Raw genomic sequence first — 16,575 nt, 5'->3', positions numbered from 1 at the left:
GGGGCAAGATGAACCCGCTGGTCTACTTTTCCAGCCAGTCGGAGAACACCCATCGCTTCATCGCCAGGGTCGGGTTGCCGGCCCTGCGCATTCCGATAGCGACTGAGCGGCCCGCGCTGAAACTGGATCAACCCTATATTCTGGTGGTTCCCAGCTATGGCGGAGGCAGCGCCAAGGGCGCGGTTCCCCGTCAGGTGATCCTGTTTCTCAACGATCGGCAAAACCGCGACTACCTGCGCGGCGTGATCGCGGCGGGCAATACCAATTTTGGCGCGGCGTACGGCCTGGCCGGCGACATCATCGCGCAAAAGTGCCAGGTGCCCTATTTATATCGCTTCGAATTACTGGGTACGCCAGAAGACGTGGCAAACGTGCGTAAGGGAGTAACTGAATTTTGGCAACGACAGAATCCGTGATCACCAAACCAGCCAACACGGAGCTGGATTACCATGCGCTAAATGCCATGCTGAACCTCTACGACGACGAGGGCCGCATCCAGTTCGACCAGGATAAGCTGGCGGCGCGACGCTATTTCTTACAGCACGTCAATCAAAACACCGTCTTCTTCCATAACCTGGAAGAAAAGCTGCGTTATCTGGTGGAGGAAGGCTACTACGAAGCCGAGGTACTGGAGCAATACGCCTTCAGTTTTATCAAGACCCTTTTCCAGCAGGCCTACAGCCATAAATTTCGCTTTCAAACCTTCCTCGGCGCGTTCAAATATTACACCGGCTACACGCTGAAGACCTTTGACGGCAAACGCTATCTGGAACGCTACGAAGACCGCGTCTGCATGGTGGCGCTGACGCTGGCCGCCGGCGATACGGAGCTGGCCGGCGCGCTGGTGGAGGAGATCATCAGCGGACGTTTTCAGCCCGCCACCCCCACCTTTCTCAACTGCGGTAAGAAACAGCGCGGCGAACTGGTGTCCTGTTTTCTGCTGCGCATTGAAGACAACATGGAGTCGATCGGCCGCGCGGTCAACTCCGCGCTACAGCTCTCTAAACGCGGCGGCGGCGTGGCTTTCATGCTGACCAATATTCGCGAAACCGGGGCGCCGATAAAAAGAATCGAAAACCAGTCATCCGGCATCATACCGGTAATGAAAATGCTGGAAGACGCGTTTTCCTACGCCAATCAGTTGGGCGCGCGCCAGGGCGCGGGCGCCGTCTACCTCAACGCGCACCACCCGGATATTCTGCGCTTCCTCGACACCAAACGAGAAAACGCCGATGAGAAAATCCGCATTAAAACGCTGTCGCTCGGCGTGGTGATTCCGGATATCACCTTCCAACTGGCGAAAAACAATCAGGTGATGTATCTGTTCTCGCCTTATGACGTCGAGCAGGTATACGGCGTGCCGCTGTCGGAAATCAGCGTCACGGAAAAATACCAGGAAATGGTCAACGACAAGCGCATCCGCAAGTCGCAGATTAAGGCGCGGGAATTCTTTCAGATCCTGGCGGAAATCCAGTTTGAGTCCGGTTATCCCTATATGATGTTTGAAGATACGGTAAACCGCGCCAACCCGATTCAGGGCCGCATCAATATGAGTAACCTGTGCTCGGAAATTTTGCAGGTCAATGACGCCAGCCTATACGATGAAGACCTCGGCTATCGCCACGTCGGTAAAGACATTTCCTGCAACCTTGGCTCGCTGAATATCGCCAAGGCGATGGCATCGCCGGATTTCGGCCTTACGGTGGAAATGGCGATCCGCGCGCTGACCGCCGTCTCCGATATGAGCCATATCCGTTCCGTGCCTTCCATTGAAAAAGGCAACGACGCATCGCACGCCATCGGCCTCGGGCAGATGAATCTGCACGGCTACCTGGCCCGCGAGAGGATATTTTACGGCTCCGAGGAAGCGATCGACTTCACCAATATCTATTTTTACACCGTCGCCTACCATGCGCTGCGGGCGTCGAATCAGTTGGCGATCGAGCGCGGTCAATCCTTTGCTGGCTTCGAAAACTCGAAATATGCGTCCGGCGAATACTTTGATAAGTACGTGGAACAACATTGGCAACCGGCGACGGAACGGGGGCGTGAACTGTTCGCACAGGCGGGAATAACCCTCCCCACGCAGCAGGACTGGGCCGCATTGCGCGAGTCGGTGATGGCGCACGGTATCTATAACCAGAATTTGCAGGCGGTGCCGCCGACCGGTTCGATCTCTTACATCAATCACTCCACCTCGAGCATCCACCCGATTGTGTCGCGGATTGAGATCCGCAAGGAAGGCAAAATCGGCCGGGTTTATTACCCTGCGCCTTATATGACCAATGACAATCTGGAATATTACCAGGATGCCTACGAGATCGGACCTGAGAAGATCATTGATACCTACGCGGCCGCAACCCAGCATGTCGATCAGGGGCTGTCTTTGACGCTGTTCTTCCGTGATACCGCCACCACGCGGGATATCAACAAAGCGCAAATTTATGCCTGGAAAAAAGGCATCAAAACCATTTACTACATTCGTATACGGCAGATGGCATTGGAAGGCACCGAGGTTCAGGGCTGCGTGTCCTGTGCGTTATAAGCTATCGCTGAAGGAAATCTGAATATGACATCGCTGACACGCGTCCAGGCCATTAACTGGAACAAAATTGAAGACGACAAGGATCTGGAGGTCTGGAACCGGCTGACCTCGAATTTCTGGCTGCCGGAGAAAGTCCCTTTGTCCAATGATATCCCCTCCTGGGGAACACTAAACGCTCAGGAGCGACAACTGACTATCCGGGTATTTACCGGACTGACGCTGCTGGACACCATTCAGAACACGCTGGGCGCGCCGACGCTGATGCCCGATGCGGTCACGCCCCACGAGGAGGCGGTGCTGTCCAACATCAGCTTTATGGAAGCGGTACACGCGCGTTCTTACAGCTCCATTTTTTCCACGCTGTGCCTGACCAGCGAAGTGGATGACGCCTACCGCTGGAGCGAGGAAAACCCGGCATTGCAGAAAAAAGCGGCCATCATTCTGGGTTACTATCGCAGCGACGACCCACTGATGAAAAAGGTCGCCAGCGTGTTTCTGGAATCCTTCCTGTTCTATTCCGGCTTTTATCTGCCCATGTACTGGTCAAGCCGCGCCAAGCTGACCAATACCGCCGATTTGATACGGCTGATTATCCGCGACGAAGCCGTACACGGTTACTATATCGGCTATAAGTTTCAGCAAGGTCTGGCAAAGGCCGATGCCGCACGCCGGCAGCAGGTGAAAAGTTTCGCCTACGATCTGCTGCAAGACTTGTATGACAACGAAGTGCTGTATACCCAGGAGTTATATGACGGTGTGGGCTGGACGGAGGATGTGAAGAAATTTCTGCACTATAACGCTAACAAGGCGCTGATGAATCTGGGTTATGAAGCCCTGTTTCCCGCCGGCATGACCGACGTCAATCCGGCTATCCTCTCCGCGCTTTCGCCGAACGCCGATGAGAATCATGACTTCTTCTCAGGCTCCGGTTCATCATATGTCATCGGCAAAGCGGTAAACACCGAAGATGAAGACTGGGATTTCTGATCCCGCAAATGATGGGGCATCCGCCCCATCATTCCCACGCTGACGCCATCCTCCGCCACATAGAAAAAAACCATAAATATATCGACTGTAGTTCGACAACCTCTTTCATCAATTTTTCACTCATTAACACCATGAAATATATTGAAATCCATTAAACTTATTTAAGTTTGAAAAGTAAGGTTGCTACATATACCATAAAAACCAAATCAAACCATACCAATCATCAATATAAAATGGGGAATAATTAGCAGCAAATCATTCACCACTCATCACTATAAAACGCACACTAATAAAATATTACCACTCTTATCCTGGATATTTATATCCCAGATAATTTCGTCATGAATTTACATCCTGGATATTAAAATCCACACTTACAATAACGGAGCGTTACAATGACAAATCGTGTTTATATAAATAAAATATCTTCATTTATGCCGGGTGAACCGGTTGACAATAATTCGATTGAAAAAGTATTGGGATATATTGGCGGAGCGCCGTCCAGAGCAAAAAAAATCGTATTACGCAGCAATGGTATCAAGACCCGTTATTATGTGTTGGATCCGGAAACTGGAGAACCGCGTTATACCAATGCGCAACTCACGGCGGAGGCGATAAAAGGCCTGTTCGACGACGATTTCGCACCGAGCGATATCGAATGCCTTGCAACAGGCACCAGCATGCCCGATCAACTGATGCCTAACCACGGCGTGATGGTGCATGGCGAATTAGGCAATCCTTCTTGCGAGGTGATTTCCACGGCGGGGATCTGCATCGCGGGCGTGACCGCCTTGAAATACGGCTGGCTGTCGGTGCTTTCCGGCGCTTCCCGCAATGCCGTCACCACCGCATCTGAAATCGCCTCAACGGTGATGCACGCGCGTAACTTTATCAATGAAAATCAGGCGAAAGTCTCTGCGCTGGAAAAACACCCTGAAATCGCCTTTGAAAAAGATTTCCTGCGTTGGATGCTGTCAGACGGAGCGGGCGCTATCCTGCTGGAAAACCAACCACGAACAAACGGCCCTTCGCTGCGTATCGACTGGATTGATATCTATTCCTACGCTAATGAGTTGGAAACCTGTATGTACGCCGGGGCGGAAAAAGACGAAAACGGCGCGCTGGTTGGCTGGATGCGTTTCCCGGTCAAAGACTGGGGCGATCGTTCCATTTTCGCCGTTAAACAAGATGTTAGATTATTGAATGAAAATATTGTCGATATTGCTTTAGGAAAGCCGCTGCTTAAAACAATTGAGCGTCGGGGGATTTCGGCGAAAAATATTGATTGGTTTCTGCCTCATATGTCATCAAATTATTTTCGCCAGCCGATTGCCGAATGTATGGAAAAAAACAGTTTTCATATCCCACAGGAACGCTGGTTCACTAATCTGACCACTAAAGGCAACGTCGGCTCTGCTTCTATTTATATTATGCTGGATGAACTGATTAAATCCAACGACTTAAAAAGCGGACAAACTATCCTTTGCTTTATTCCGGAAAGCGGACGCTTCAATGGTTCATTTATGCAACTTACGGTAATGTGAATCTTTTTCCACTACCGCATCGGTAATGATACTGAATGTGCGTTTTATTTAATGCACATCCATTTCTGCTTAATAAAGAAACCGGATCACTATCGATTCGGTTTCTTTTAACATCTGGCGCAACGCCATTACTTGTCGTATAGCGCGTGTCGGACATGCCATCAACCAAATTTTGTACCGCGCTGGCGTTCTCAAGATAAGAATAGGTCCGCGCAAACGCTCATCAGGTATTTATAATATTTCTGGCTGGAGCCTATCGCTGTCTATCGGCCTGGCGTCCGGCAAACTGGAACTAACCGGCCACCATTCATTCATTGATAGCTACGTCAGGCGTCGCAAATACACCGTGCAACGCACGCATATAGCCGGCCTACGAAATTTCTCTTTCTGATGCGTAAGCCATTTCGCGCCGGATACCCCGCTACTCTGGGGGTATCATAGAGACGAAAAAAACCGTATGCCTTTTACAGCGATACGGTTTTCATTCATCCAGAGATGTATAGGAACATCCCGGAATAGATAAGTGGCGGAACGGACGGGACTCGAACCCGCGACCCCCTGCGTGACAGGCAGGTATTCTAACCAACTGAACTACCGCTCCACTCTGTGCTCATTGAGCGGGTTGAATACTAAGATGACGGCACTATTACGTCAATGGTTTTTATAACTAACCGATTCTGTTTGCTCATAATTTCATCTTAACGTCTATTCCATCACCGCCGTCATACTATTCATTGCGCCACAGACAACTGCCGCCTTTTTTCGCAATCAAATCCAGACGTTTTTCATGCATCAGCAACTCTTCATCATTGGCGTATAGCACTTTTAACGCCGAAGCCGGTCGAGTAATGCGCTGAATGCTTTCGCTCTCATTTTCCTGACGCTGTGTTTCACCTTCCATCGAGAACGCCAGCGATGTCTGGCCGCCGGTCATCGCCAGATAAACTTCCGCCAGAATTTCGGCATCGAGCAAAGCGCCGTGCAACGTTCGTTTGCTGTTGTCTATCTGATAGCGATCGCATAACGCATCCAAATTATTCCGCTTGCCCGGAAAGATTTTACGCGCCATCAACAGGCTATCGGTTATCTTGCAGAAGGTCTCCGTCTTGGGAATATCCCGCTTTAACATGCGGAATTCATAATCCATAAAGCCAATATCAAACATAGCGTTATGAATGACTAACTCAGCGCCGCGGATAAAATCGATGAAGTCGTCGGCAATATCCGCATAGGTGGGTTTATCCGCCAGAAATTCATCGCTGATGCCGTGTACATGATAAGCTTCCGGATCGACCAAACGATCGGGCTTGATATACACATGGTAGTGTCGCCCGGTCAGACGACGGTTAATCACCTCAACAGCGCCAATTTCAATAATTTTGTGTCCTTCGTAATGAACCCCCAGCTTGTTCATACCGGTGGTTTCCGTATCCAGGACGATTTGTCGCGTAATTTCAGTGCTCATCGTTTTCGTTTATGTCAGACTTGCCATTTTCACCATAAGGAAGAGTCTACCAGAGATGCTTAAACAGGTAGAGATTTTCACCGACGGATCTTGTCTCGGCAATCCGGGTCCTGGCGGTTACGGCGCCTTGCTGCGCTATAAACAACATGAAAAAGTCCTGAGCGCCGGCTATCGGCTAACCACCAATAACCGCATGGAACTGATGGCGGCTATCGCGGCACTTGAAAGCTTAACCACGCCCTGTAACGTGGTTTTAAGCACCGACAGCCAATACGTCCGCCAGGGGATCACCAGTTGGATCCATAACTGGAAAAAACGCGGCTGGAAAACCACAGATAAGAAGCCAGTAAAAAATGTCGATCTTTGGCAACGTTTAGATCAGGCGATTCAGCGCCATACCTTGCGCTGGGAATGGGTAAAAGGCCATGCCGGCCACCCAGAGAATGAGCGTTGCGACGAACTCGCCCGCAGCGCCGCCAGCGCCCCGACGCTTGACGATATCGGTTACAATCCCGAAAAATAATCCGACTATCGATTACGGAAAAGCTTCGTTACGCCGACCGTACGGCGCAAAGGAACTTTACTACGCCGGGCGCGCATCGGCGTAAGACTCAGCGGAATGGTTCGCTTACGCGCGACAATCAACGATAGACAACCGAATAAGGGAAAATGTTTATTCAATTTTCCCTTATTTTCACGCCATGGCGTAACCTGAAGACTGGCGAGATGTACCACTTCATAATTCAGCAGACTGAGCCAGTCTATAATTCGCATTTGGGTAAACATCCGGCTGCAATAGGGTTGCCGTTTATTTAAGCCGGGAATCAATTTTGCGATCCCTAATAAACTGACTGGATTAAAGCTGCTCAATATCAGCCACCCGTCATCAATCAGCACCCGATCCACTTCCCGCAGAATACGATGCGGATCGGCTGCATAAGACAACGTCTGCGCCAACAAACAGGCATCCACCGATTTCTCAGAAAAAGGCAAATGATGCAGATCGGCAATGACCTGCACATTATCGCCGCCCGGTGCGACATTCACCTGATGCGCTATAGCGCAATCTTGTGTGTTTATCGCCGCGCTCAACGCCCCGACTTTCAACAAATGAAAACCGAATAATTTCGGCCACCAGGGTAACAATGCCTGCTCAAGCGATTCGCGGTAATATCCCCCGCAGGAAATATCGTTCCACGAACCGGGACTCAAGACAGTTTGAGGTGTTTGTGCTGGCTTCATGTTCTATTATCTTCCCCGGGCTGAGAGCAAAACGAGGTAATCCATGAATCTTATCAGTATTGCGGCACTTCAGGACAACTACATTTGGTTACTGAGTGATAAAGACAACCACTGTGTCATCGTCGATCCCGGCGAAGCCCAGCCGGTATTGAACGCGCTCAATGAGCATCAGCTTACGCCTGACGCGATTTTGCTGACTCATCATCATCATGACCATGTTGGCGGCGTTGCGGAACTTGTCGCGCGCTATACGAATCTGCCGGTATTTGGCCCTCGGGAAACCCAGAAATGCGGTGCAACGCATATTGTTGAAGAGGGAAACATCCTGTCGCTGCTAGATTCAGACTTTTCTGTACTTGCCGTACCAGGCCATACATCCGGACATATTGCTTATTATTCCCATCCTTTTCTGTTCTGCGGGGACACGCTATTCTCCGCGGGATGCGGCCGTATTTTTGAAGGCACGCCAAAGCAAATGTATGATTCAATAGAAAAAATATCAAACCTCCCTGATGATACCCTGATTTGTTGCGCACATGAGTACACGCTGTCAAACTTAAAATTTGCTAATGCAATATGGCCGGAAGAGCCCACAATTAAGGCCTACCTCCATAAGATCAGTCAGATACGTGAAAAGTCACAGTCTACTCTGCCTACAACCCTGGGTTTAGAGCGAAGAATCAATCTCTTTCTCAGATGCCATGATCTTGATTTAAAAAGAAAACTATCAAATGAACCGGAAAGCATGGAGAATTGGCAAGTTTTTGCCCAACTACGCAGCAAGAAAGACTGCTTCTGAAGGTTTATGTTGTGCTAATCCTCTAATCAAAGTATCATTGCTCGTCTTTTAAGCAACTATTGACCCATATATGAAGGCTAGAGCGATGATACTCGCCTCAGTCTTGCTGGCCGGTTGCCAGGTACCGCCTAACGATACCTCCCAACCGAAGCAGCATGCACAGAGTCTGTCTTCGGCAAGTCAAAGTGAAGCAGTAAAGTACGCAGAGGGTCGAGAGACCTCGGCGCGATGGCTGGATGATGACAGCATCGCGCAACAAGATCTGTGGAACTTCATTAGCGACGAGCTGAAGATGGAGGTTCCGGAAAACGCCCGGATCCGCGAACAAAAAATGCGTTATTTAAAAAATAAGAGCTATCTCCACGATGTAACATTACGGGCAGAGCCGTACATGTACTGGATTGTCGAGCAGATTAAGCAACGCAAAATGCCGATGGAACTGGTACTGCTACCCATAGTGGAGAGCGCTTTTGACCCACACGCCACATCATCTGCTAATGCCGCAGGGCTATGGCAGATAATCCCTGGCACGGGGCGTAATTATGGTTTGAAACAAAACCAGTGGTATGACGGACGTCGCGACGTTGTTGCGTCGACAACCGCCGCCCTGGATATGATGCAACGCCTTAACAACATGTTTGACGGTGACTGGCTCTTGACTGTCGCCGCGTATAATAGTGGTGAAGGTCGCGTCATGAAAGCCATGAAAGCGAATAAAGCGAAAGGACTATCAACGAATTTTTGGGCGCTGGCGTTGCCTCGTGAAACGTCAATCTATGTACCCAAAATGCTGGCCCTGAGCGATATTCTCAAGCATAGCAAAAAATACGGTTTTACCCTGCCCAAGCCCAACGAAAGCCGAGCATTAGCCAGAGTTGACCTTGGACAACAGATGCAGTTGACGCAAGCAGCAGAGATGGCTGGTCTGCCGCTGAATAAACTGAAGAGCTACAATCCGGGCTATAAACGTAATGTGACCGCACCAAACGGCCCGCATTACATCATGGTGCCGAAGGCTCACATCGATCGGTTGAAAGACTCGCTGGCGGATAGCGATATCGCCGCCATAGAGTCAACAACGCGTTTGGCGCAGTCAACGCAGGAGTCTCAGTATAAGGTTCGCGCCGGCGATACCTTGTCGACGATTGCCGCACGGCTGAATGTCAGTACGAAAGATTTGCAAAGCTGGAACAACCTGCGCAGTGCTCATGCACTAAAAGTGGGCCAGACGTTGCAAGTCGCTCAGGTGTCTGACATTGACAGTAGCGATGAAGGCAGATCAATCACCTATCAAGTTCGTAAAGGTGATTCGCTTTCCAGCATCGCCAAACGTCACGGCGTCAACATAACTGATGTTATGCGCTGGAATTCGGTTATCAAAAACGCCAATATCCAGCCGGGCGATCGCTTAACGCTTTACGTCAGTAAAAATGCCCGACCGGACTCGTAACTGAGTTATATAAAAAAACTGCCTATATGGCAGTTTTTTTATGTCTGTTGAGCAGGAATTCAACCAGCAACGGATTATGATCCGATGCCTGTGTTTCCAATATGGAAGATTGGGCGACTTCTAGCTGACGGTAAAATACAAAATCCAGCGGTCGTCCAAACACCTTGCGGCGGAGATCGTCAGCAAAGCAAACCTCCTGTAAATCCATCCTCAAAGCAAATCGGTAGAGCGCTTTAATACGGGGCTGGCTCCAGGCATTGAAATCCCCAGCCATGATCACCGGTCCGCGATGAGAAAACAACTGCTCGCCGATGGCTTCAAGCTGTTTACTGTAAACGTCCACACCAAAGCTAAAGTTCACCGCATGAATATTCACAACCATTAACTGTCGACCATCTGGCAAAGAATAAACCGTTACCAACGCCGATTTGGATAAACGCAGTAAGGGTTCTTTTTCCCGCAAAGGACAGCAGTACATAGGTTGGGCCGCGGATAACGTCATCACGCCAGAGGGGTGCTGCGGTAAAATGATGGCTGGCACCTGGTCGGCAGAAAGGTAATTAGACGTTGCGAAGCTAATGAGCTCTGGCGAGCTTTGCGCCTCCTGAAGTAAAACCAACTGCGTGTTTTTGCCAAAGTTCTGTAGCACGGAAAGCCAGTTCATTCTCTGCTGTTTAAAGATGTTCCACACCATAATGCGTAAAATATCTTCCTTCAGCAGTAGCGGGCCTGAAGCCAGCACCTGCTCCGGTTGATGCATTGTTCCGGGTGGAAAGATACGCTCAGCCGGCTGACCCGCAACGTATCTCATCGCATATGTTTTTTTTCGCACGCCTCGCCTTGCTATACATTCCAGTACGTAAATTCACCTTCATAAAGCAAAGGTACACTTCTGTTATAAGGATTGTATAGCAGACTTTCAATGCATGGCAGTTGTTACGCGAAATAATAAACAATCTGCGAAGACAGTGAACAGGGCTGAATAGCAAATAACGTAAAACCGGGGAAATAATATTGAGAACTCAGGGTTAGATGGCGCGAGGTCAATGCTCGCCACAAGTTATGAGATATGTCATAGAAGCGCATGCAAAAAAATCCTTGAGTATTAACTCAAGGCTTATGCAATAAGTGGCGGAACGGACGGCCTTTGACTTTTCAACGTAACCCAATGAAAATCAATAAAAATTCATATCCAGTACCGCAGCCATCTGCTGAATAACACACTCATTTACCGATACGAATCAACTTTCAAATCAGGTTAACTGTCCGACAGAACAATGTTTAACCCATCACACGGCCCGCGTGCTGACGGCCAAATACTGTGAGCACCTGCCGCTGTATCGCCAGTGCGAAATCTTCGCCCGTCAGGGTGTGGAGTTGAGCCGGTCGCTGCTGTCCAACTGGGTGGACGCCTGCTGCCAGTTGATGGCGCCCCTGAACGAGGCGTTGTATCGCTACGTGATGGATACGCGCAAGCTGCACACAGATGACACCCCGGTGCCGGTGCAGGCACCGGGTACAAAGAAGACAAAAACCAGGCGCGTCTGGGTGTATGTGCGCGACGACCGCAACACAGGTTCGGCAGATGCGCCGGCGGTGTGGTTCGCCTACTCGCCCGACCGTCAGGGCAAACACCCGCAAGCGCACCTTCACGGCTTCCACGGAGTGCTTCAGGCGGATGCGTACACCGGCTATGACCGGCTGTTCAGCGCGGAGCGTGAAGGCGGGGCACTGACGGAAGCCGCCTGCTGGGCCCACGCCCAGCGCAAGCTCCACGACGTGTACATCAGTAGTAAGAGCGCGACGGCGGAAGAGGCGCTGAAACGCATCGGCGAGCTGTACGCCATCGAGGCGGAGATACGGGGCAGGCCGGAAGCGGAACGTCTGGCGGTGAGGTAGGAACGAAGCCAGCCGCTGCTCGACGCGCTGTATGAGTGGATCCGCGGCGCTGTCGAAAAAATCAAGGCTGGGGGAAGCGTTCACCTACGTGCTGAACCAGTGGGACGCGCTGTGCTACTACAGTGGTGACGGTCTGGCCGAACCGGACAACAACGCGGCGGAGCGGGCTGTACGGTCGATATGTCTGGGTAAGAAAAATTATCTCTTCTTCGGCAGTGACCACGGTGGCGAACGTGGTGCGCTGCTGTACGGCCTGATAGGGACATGCCGCCTCAACGGCATCGCGATCCAGAGGCTTACCTGCGCCACGTCCTCAGCGTGCTGCCGGAATGGCCCGTCAACAAGGTGGCGGAGATGCTGCCATGGAACGTGGTTCTACCTGCCTGAACGGCGTCAACACGGCGCTCGATGTGCGCTTAACTATTGTCTGACTTTATCAAACCAGTTTTAACCCCCAAGCGGGAACATATTGGTATTCTTTACTTCTTTGATTGCAATGCTGGACTGAATTGACCATACGTAGGGAAGTCTTCTCAGGGCTGTCACCCTTCTATAATATTGCTCAAGATCACTGGCAACGATTTGGACGACAAAGTCCGCTTCTCCTGTGACGCAAAAACATGCCATTACCCAATCAAACTCCTGAATCGCAAGTTCAAACTTCTCGGTATCAACCGGATGATGGCTATTTAATCTTATCTGACTAAAGCCAACGACTTCCAAGCCAAGTTTTTTTCTATCTAAAATAGCACTATAACCAGTGATATAGCCTTCTTGTTCCAGTTTTTTCCACCTTCTCCAGCAGGGACTATCACTCAAATTAACCCTGCCAGCCAGGTCACTCACGGTAAGACGGCTGTTATTTTGCAACTCTTCGAGTATTTTTATATCCACTTTACTCAAACTTTCGGTAAAATTTTCCATTTTTACACCTTATAAAGAAACAATTAACCCAAATTACAATCATAGATATTAAAAATCAACCAAATATTTTCTTTTTTATTTTGTATAATAGTCCATGATTTTATTATATGGATGTAAATGATGAACAAAATATCGGTTGAACTTAACTTGCCAATATTCAGCGATTCTCTTGTCACTTTCGACGATGCAAATAAAATACTTAAAAGCATTTATGTTACCAAACTTAATAACTATGTATTGGGACCTCAAGGTAGCAATATATCCCAGGCTGCACTTGGTTGGTCGAAAAAAAATAAATTAGCTTTAAAAGAAAATATTATTTTTTGTAAAACTCCAGAAGAGGCTATTATAAGGTCTGAATCTGAGCATTATCAGGGTGAAGTCAATCTGGCATGGACATGTGCGGTTTATTTCCGTCAACATGAACTGTTTTTTTCTAACCATAATCATTCACTTTTTTTTGATCAATACAGAATGAAGTTAGATAACATGCAATTGGCATGTAAACCTAATCAAAATATTTCCCTGAACCTCAAAAACAAAATAGCTTCACATCCATCACCATCAATTCTTTTAAAAAATATAGAGTCAAAAATTGAAATAATTGATGCTAACAGTAACTCCGACGCGGCTAGGTTATGTTCTGAGGGAAAGGTAAATGCATGTATTACCACTGAGTCAGCAAGAAAAATTTATGGTCTTAAAAGTATTCATGAATTTGGTTCTCCTGAAATGGTATTCTTTGCAAGCCTTCCGCCTTCATCTTCAAAATACTTAAGAGAATTACAGCATGAATTTAAATAAGATGATATTAATACCAAGTGGTATAGCATATGTAGGATCTGAAACTGTTTCGGAATCACCAATGGTGGAGGTAAATATTGATACTTTTAGAATTTCTAAGTATCAGGTAACAAATTATCAGTTCCGTGAATTTATAATTAATGGTGGATACGATAAACCTGATAACTGGTCTGAGGAAGGTTATGCCTGGCTGAAACATACTAATAACGTGCAGCCAGCATTTTGGAATGAAAATCGCTACTCAGGAAATAATCAGCCAGTTACGGGAGTGAGCTTTTACGAAGCCGAAGCATATGCAAAATGGTTAAAGTGCCGCTTACCAACGGAAGTTGAATGGGAAAAAGCGGCGAGAGGAACGCAGGGATTAACATACCCATGGGGTAAGGAAGAACCGACCCTGGCAATTGCCAATTTTGCACCTGACTATGTACCAGTTGAAATAGCATCGGTTGATGTCGATCAATTCCCAGAAAATATCTCCCCGTTTGGTTGTATTCAGATGGCTGGAAACTTGTATGAATGGTGTTCAGATTATTTTCATACCGACACGCCTCAACAACGGTTTATCGATTTCTATCAGGAAACACGAGTTTCTCGTCGCAGAGTTCTGAAAGGTGGCGCATGGACAACAGATGCATCCAGGCTCCGGGCTGCGGCACGCTGGTCATATACACCAGACTTACGGGATAACATTATCGGGTTTCGAATTGTACAGGATGTAAGGAATTAAAAATGCGTATACCAACTTTCTTCTGGGAATATGTCGGAAATAAAGAAAAAGTGACAGTAAAAGCAGACGAGCACTACCTCGAGATTACTGGAATGGTCGAGACCCCTGTAAGTATTGCACTTAATCAGTTGCATAAACATATTCCACAAACTACCGGGCGCAGACGCTTTTACTGCGTTAATGGCTGGAGTCTTGAGTGCGAGTGGACAGGATTCAGACTCGCTGATTTTCTTGCACTTGCTAACCCGCAAGGTAAGTTTGTGAAAGCAAAAAGTCTTGGCGGCTATGTCGATATAACATCTATAGAAACATTATTACGCGGCGATAGCTGGTTAGTTACTCACATGGATGGAGAGCCACTTTCATTTAAGCGAGGTCAGCCTGTCAGACTAATGGTATTTGATCTCTATCAATTCAAAGGTGTTAAAGCACTCAAATCAATAGAAATAATTGATAGTTATGAAAAGGGAACGTGGTCATCTGTCGGATATACTGATGCAACCATTCAGCCCTATCCTCATAAAGCGCTAGACCTGAATGAAGAACGAATGCCAGAGCCGCACCTTCTTGAATTATTTGAGAAAAGCCAGATTGAAGGAGAGTCCTTATGAGTAAGATTCTTGATAACAAAATTGTTATTATTATAGACGATAATATGAATAAAGGGGTAACAGCTAACAGAGCTGCAGTATTAATGTCCGGGCTCGCTGCGAAATTCCCGGCGATCATCGGAAAAAATCATATGACACGAGATAATGTTGAAATTGAGGGGTTTACCCAGTTGCCCGTTATTATCCTTTCGCGTCCTGAAGATAAATCCTATGCTAATTTGGTTGAGTCCATTCAGAAAGAGGGTTGCTATCATACAATTTTCCTGAAACGGGCTGAAGGTGCCCGCTCTTATGTTGATTATTCAGATTCTATTTCAGCAGACAACTTTGAAGATCTTGACATTGATGGCATAGCAATATTCGGAAAAAGAAAGAAGGTTGATAAACTTACCAAGAACTTTTCTTCTTTGAGGTAGCTATGAATTTTGCAGAGCTATTTGCTTTACTTGCTGTCACGGTGGTGACTATTATGATTCCAGGCCCCGATTTCGTGATTGTTTCGAGGAATGCTATAACCTGCTCCCGGAAAGCAGGAATTATTACGGCTTTTGGCGTATCAACAGCCATCTGGGTTCATATTATCTATTCAATATATATAATTCGGTTTGCCCATGAAAATTCTGAATTTTTAATGAGTTTCCTGAAGTACTGTGGTGCAACATATTTACTATATCTGGGTTACCGTTCCCTGAGACCGGGACTGCAATCATCAACCAGACTAAAAGAACAAAAGCGTGAAAATTACTGGGTTCAAGGGTTCGTCAATAATTTGTTAAATCCAAAGGCAACCCTGTTTTTTATTAGCGTATTCAGTCAGGTTATTTCAAAGGATACGATATTACTCACGCAAATTGAGTATGGTCTTGTTATTACAGTTGTCTGCTTAAGCTGGTTTACAATCTTGCCATGTCTGTTGACCACAGACCGAATGGCACCTGTTGTAAAAAAAATACTCAACCCACTAGAAAAAATTGCAGGTGTTTTGTTTATTGCCTTTTCTATGAGTACATTTTTTTTATAATTTGATCTGTCCTTGATTTAGCGCCCACCTTGTTTTCAAATCAATCAACGAAAGCGAGGTCACCATGTCAAGACAACAATATACTCCGGAGTTCAAGCGCAGAGCCGTTGCATTGCTGCTCGAAAGCGGCAAGTCTGTTACCCGTATGGCACAGTAGCTTGATATCAAAGAGAACACGCTCTACAACTGGAAAAAACTCTATCAGGATAAGGCGGGGGCTGCTTTCTTCAACACCCCGCAGCTTCCCGAACAGGAACTGGAGATCCGCCGTCTTAAAGCCAAAATCGCTGAACTGGAAGAGGATAAACTTATCCTGAAAAAAGCGGCGGCGTTCTTTGCGCGGGAAAGCCGCTAAGATACGCCATGGTCACGCAGTTATCGGCTTTCCATGAAGTGAAGCGAATTTTGCCTGTTGCTCAATGTCATCGGGTAATCCCCCCGAAAAAGCGGAGTGTTCATAAGTAGAATTTTCTCGTAATCTGAACGCAGGAGATTCGCTATGAAAAAATCACGCTTTACCGACAGTCAGATCATCGCCATCCTCAAACAGGCCG

General features: G+C 47.8%; 17 protein-coding genes, 1 tRNA gene and 1 pseudogene. 14 read left to right on the top strand and 5 right to left on the bottom strand.

The features are described 5' to 3' along the window. Nucleotides 1–8: 8 nt before the first annotated feature. From nrdI to ABRZ28_RS17895, 4 genes are all read left to right on the top strand, one after another. The gene (gene nrdI, locus ABRZ28_RS17910) at nucleotides 9–416 is read left to right on the top strand and encodes a class Ib ribonucleoside-diphosphate reductase assembly flavoprotein NrdI (protein ID WP_319604370.1); all 408 of its coding nucleotides are present in this window, start codon (nucleotides 9–11) and stop codon (nucleotides 414–416) included. After that, a complete protein-coding gene (gene nrdE, locus ABRZ28_RS17905) occupies nucleotides 395–2,545 on the top strand; it encodes a class 1b ribonucleoside-diphosphate reductase subunit alpha (protein ID WP_330521035.1) in 2,151 nt (716 codons plus the stop codon). Before nrdI ends, nrdE begins: the two co-directional genes overlap by 22 nt. A 24-nt stretch (nucleotides 2,546–2,569) precedes the next feature. Further along, the gene (gene nrdF, locus ABRZ28_RS17900) at nucleotides 2,570–3,532 is read left to right on the top strand and encodes a class 1b ribonucleoside-diphosphate reductase subunit beta (protein WP_413556200.1); all 963 of its coding nucleotides are present in this window, start codon (nucleotides 2,570–2,572) and stop codon (nucleotides 3,530–3,532) included. Between the two features lie 395 nt (nucleotides 3,533–3,927). Next, the gene (locus ABRZ28_RS17895; RefSeq protein ID WP_319604372.1) at nucleotides 3,928–5,076 is read left to right on the top strand and encodes a beta-ketoacyl-ACP synthase III; all 1,149 of its coding nucleotides are present in this window, start codon (nucleotides 3,928–3,930) and stop codon (nucleotides 5,074–5,076) included. Nucleotides 5,077–5,600: 524 nt separating this feature from the next. On the opposite strand, the gene ABRZ28_RS17890 is transcribed toward ABRZ28_RS17895, so the two are convergent. Both ABRZ28_RS17890 and dnaQ read right to left on the bottom strand, forming a co-directional pair. After that, nucleotides 5,601–5,677: transfer RNA gene (locus ABRZ28_RS17890), tRNA-Asp, on the bottom strand. Between the two features lie 126 nt (nucleotides 5,678–5,803). Continuing rightward, complete coding sequence (dnaQ, locus tag ABRZ28_RS17885) at nucleotides 5,804–6,541, bottom strand: DNA polymerase III subunit epsilon (protein WP_319604379.1); 738 nt, start codon at nucleotides 6,539–6,541, stop codon at nucleotides 5,804–5,806. A 55-nt stretch (nucleotides 6,542–6,596) separates the two neighbouring features. Between dnaQ and rnhA the strand changes: the two genes are divergently transcribed. After that, a complete protein-coding gene (gene rnhA, locus ABRZ28_RS17880; RefSeq protein ID WP_502880291.1) occupies nucleotides 6,597–7,064 on the top strand; it encodes a ribonuclease HI in 468 nt (155 codons plus the stop codon). A 5-nt stretch (nucleotides 7,065–7,069) separates the two neighbouring features. On the opposite strand, the gene ABRZ28_RS17875 is transcribed toward rnhA, so the two are convergent. After that, complete coding sequence (locus tag ABRZ28_RS17875) at nucleotides 7,070–7,783, bottom strand: class I SAM-dependent methyltransferase (protein WP_319604381.1); 714 nt, start codon at nucleotides 7,781–7,783, stop codon at nucleotides 7,070–7,072. 43 nt (nucleotides 7,784–7,826) lie between these two features. Between ABRZ28_RS17875 and gloB the strand changes: the two genes are divergently transcribed. Beyond that, nucleotides 7,827–8,582 (top strand): hydroxyacylglutathione hydrolase, encoded by a 756-nt coding sequence (gloB, locus tag ABRZ28_RS17870; RefSeq protein ID WP_319604382.1) that lies wholly within the window; start codon nucleotides 7,827–7,829, stop codon nucleotides 8,580–8,582. Nucleotides 8,583–8,652: 70 nt separating this feature from the next. After that, a complete protein-coding gene (gene mltD, locus ABRZ28_RS17865) occupies nucleotides 8,653–10,032 on the top strand; it encodes a murein transglycosylase D (protein WP_319604383.1) in 1,380 nt (459 codons plus the stop codon). A 22-nt stretch (nucleotides 10,033–10,054) separates the two neighbouring features. On the opposite strand, the gene ABRZ28_RS17860 is transcribed toward mltD, so the two are convergent. Next, on the bottom strand, nucleotides 10,055–10,864 hold the full coding sequence (locus ABRZ28_RS17860; protein ID WP_319604384.1) for an endonuclease/exonuclease/phosphatase family protein: 810 nt from the start codon (nucleotides 10,862–10,864) through the stop codon (nucleotides 10,055–10,057). Between the two features lie 464 nt (nucleotides 10,865–11,328). Between ABRZ28_RS17860 and tnpC the strand changes: the two are divergent. Next, nucleotides 11,329–12,318 (top strand): annotated as a pseudogene (gene tnpC, locus ABRZ28_RS17855) (IS66 family transposase); the annotation flags it as partial. Between the two features lie 60 nt (nucleotides 12,319–12,378). On the opposite strand, the gene ABRZ28_RS17850 reads toward tnpC, so the two are convergent. Beyond that, nucleotides 12,379–12,855 carry an Lrp/AsnC family transcriptional regulator gene (locus tag ABRZ28_RS17850; protein WP_330521034.1) on the bottom strand — a complete coding sequence of 159 codons (477 nt, stop codon included), beginning with the start codon at nucleotides 12,853–12,855 and terminating at the stop codon, nucleotides 12,379–12,381. 117 nt (nucleotides 12,856–12,972) lie between these two features. Here ABRZ28_RS17850 and ABRZ28_RS17845 point away from each other — a divergent pair, with 117 nt between their 5' ends. The 6 genes from ABRZ28_RS17845 (at nucleotide 12,973) to ABRZ28_RS17820 (ending at nucleotide 16,376) form a co-directional block, all read left to right on the top strand. Further along, complete coding sequence (locus ABRZ28_RS17845) at nucleotides 12,973–13,659, top strand: hypothetical protein (protein ID WP_330521033.1); 687 nt, start codon at nucleotides 12,973–12,975, stop codon at nucleotides 13,657–13,659. After that, nucleotides 13,646–14,389, top strand: coding sequence for a formylglycine-generating enzyme family protein (locus tag ABRZ28_RS17840; RefSeq protein ID WP_330521032.1), 744 nt, complete (start codon nucleotides 13,646–13,648; stop codon nucleotides 14,387–14,389). The genes ABRZ28_RS17845 and ABRZ28_RS17840 overlap by 14 nt, the downstream gene beginning before the upstream one ends. A 2-nt stretch (nucleotides 14,390–14,391) precedes the next feature. After that, entirely contained in the window at nucleotides 14,392–15,000 is a 609-nt protein-coding gene (locus ABRZ28_RS17835; protein ID WP_330521030.1) for a molybdopterin-dependent oxidoreductase, read from the top strand. Beyond that, nucleotides 14,997–15,416 (top strand): DUF2000 domain-containing protein, encoded by a 420-nt coding sequence (locus tag ABRZ28_RS17830; RefSeq protein WP_330521029.1) that lies wholly within the window; start codon nucleotides 14,997–14,999, stop codon nucleotides 15,414–15,416. Before ABRZ28_RS17835 ends, ABRZ28_RS17830 begins: the two co-directional genes overlap by 4 nt. 2 nt (nucleotides 15,417–15,418) lie before the next feature. Further along, nucleotides 15,419–16,021, top strand: coding sequence for a LysE family translocator (locus ABRZ28_RS17825; RefSeq protein ID WP_330521028.1), 603 nt, complete (start codon nucleotides 15,419–15,421; stop codon nucleotides 16,019–16,021). 163 nt (nucleotides 16,022–16,184) lie between these two features. Continuing rightward, on the top strand, nucleotides 16,185–16,376 hold the full coding sequence (locus ABRZ28_RS17820) for a transposase (RefSeq protein WP_349824366.1): 192 nt from the start codon (nucleotides 16,185–16,187) through the stop codon (nucleotides 16,374–16,376). Nucleotides 16,377–16,575 lie beyond the last annotated feature (199 nt).

The organism is Brenneria sp. g21c3 (assembly GCF_040240345.1).
Lineage (GTDB): Bacteria > Pseudomonadota > Gammaproteobacteria > Enterobacterales > Enterobacteriaceae > Brenneria.
Note: the sequence above shows the minus strand (reverse complement) of the source record. Positions and strands in the feature narration are given on the sequence as shown.

Excerpts from the sequence above, each read along its gene's own strand:
- nrdI (WP_319604370.1), top strand. The coding sequence starts at position 9 with ATGAACCCGCTGGTCTACTTTTCCAGCCAGTCGGAGAACACCCATCGC.
- nrdF (WP_413556200.1), top strand. The coding sequence starts at position 2,570 with ATGACATCGCTGACACGCGTCCAGGCCATTAACTGGAACAAAATTGAA.
- ABRZ28_RS17895 (WP_319604372.1), top strand. The coding sequence starts at position 3,928 with ATGACAAATCGTGTTTATATAAATAAAATATCTTCATTTATGCCGGGT.
- dnaQ (WP_319604379.1), bottom strand. The coding sequence starts at position 6,541 with ATGAGCACTGAAATTACGCGACAAATCGTCCTGGATACGGAAACCACC.
- rnhA (WP_502880291.1), top strand. The coding sequence starts at position 6,597 with ATGCTTAAACAGGTAGAGATTTTCACCGACGGATCTTGTCTCGGCAAT.
- ABRZ28_RS17875 (WP_319604381.1), bottom strand. The coding sequence starts at position 7,783 with ATGAAGCCAGCACAAACACCTCAAACTGTCTTGAGTCCCGGTTCGTGG.
- gloB (WP_319604382.1), top strand. The coding sequence starts at position 7,827 with ATGAATCTTATCAGTATTGCGGCACTTCAGGACAACTACATTTGGTTA.
- mltD (WP_319604383.1), top strand. The coding sequence starts at position 8,653 with ATGAAGGCTAGAGCGATGATACTCGCCTCAGTCTTGCTGGCCGGTTGC.
- ABRZ28_RS17850 (WP_330521034.1), bottom strand. The coding sequence starts at position 12,855 with ATGGAAAATTTTACCGAAAGTTTGAGTAAAGTGGATATAAAAATACTC.
- ABRZ28_RS17845 (WP_330521033.1), top strand. The coding sequence starts at position 12,973 with ATGATGAACAAAATATCGGTTGAACTTAACTTGCCAATATTCAGCGAT.
- ABRZ28_RS17840 (WP_330521032.1), top strand. The coding sequence starts at position 13,646 with ATGAATTTAAATAAGATGATATTAATACCAAGTGGTATAGCATATGTA.
- ABRZ28_RS17835 (WP_330521030.1), top strand. The coding sequence starts at position 14,392 with ATGCGTATACCAACTTTCTTCTGGGAATATGTCGGAAATAAAGAAAAA.
- ABRZ28_RS17830 (WP_330521029.1), top strand. The coding sequence starts at position 14,997 with ATGAGTAAGATTCTTGATAACAAAATTGTTATTATTATAGACGATAAT.
- ABRZ28_RS17825 (WP_330521028.1), top strand. The coding sequence starts at position 15,419 with ATGAATTTTGCAGAGCTATTTGCTTTACTTGCTGTCACGGTGGTGACT.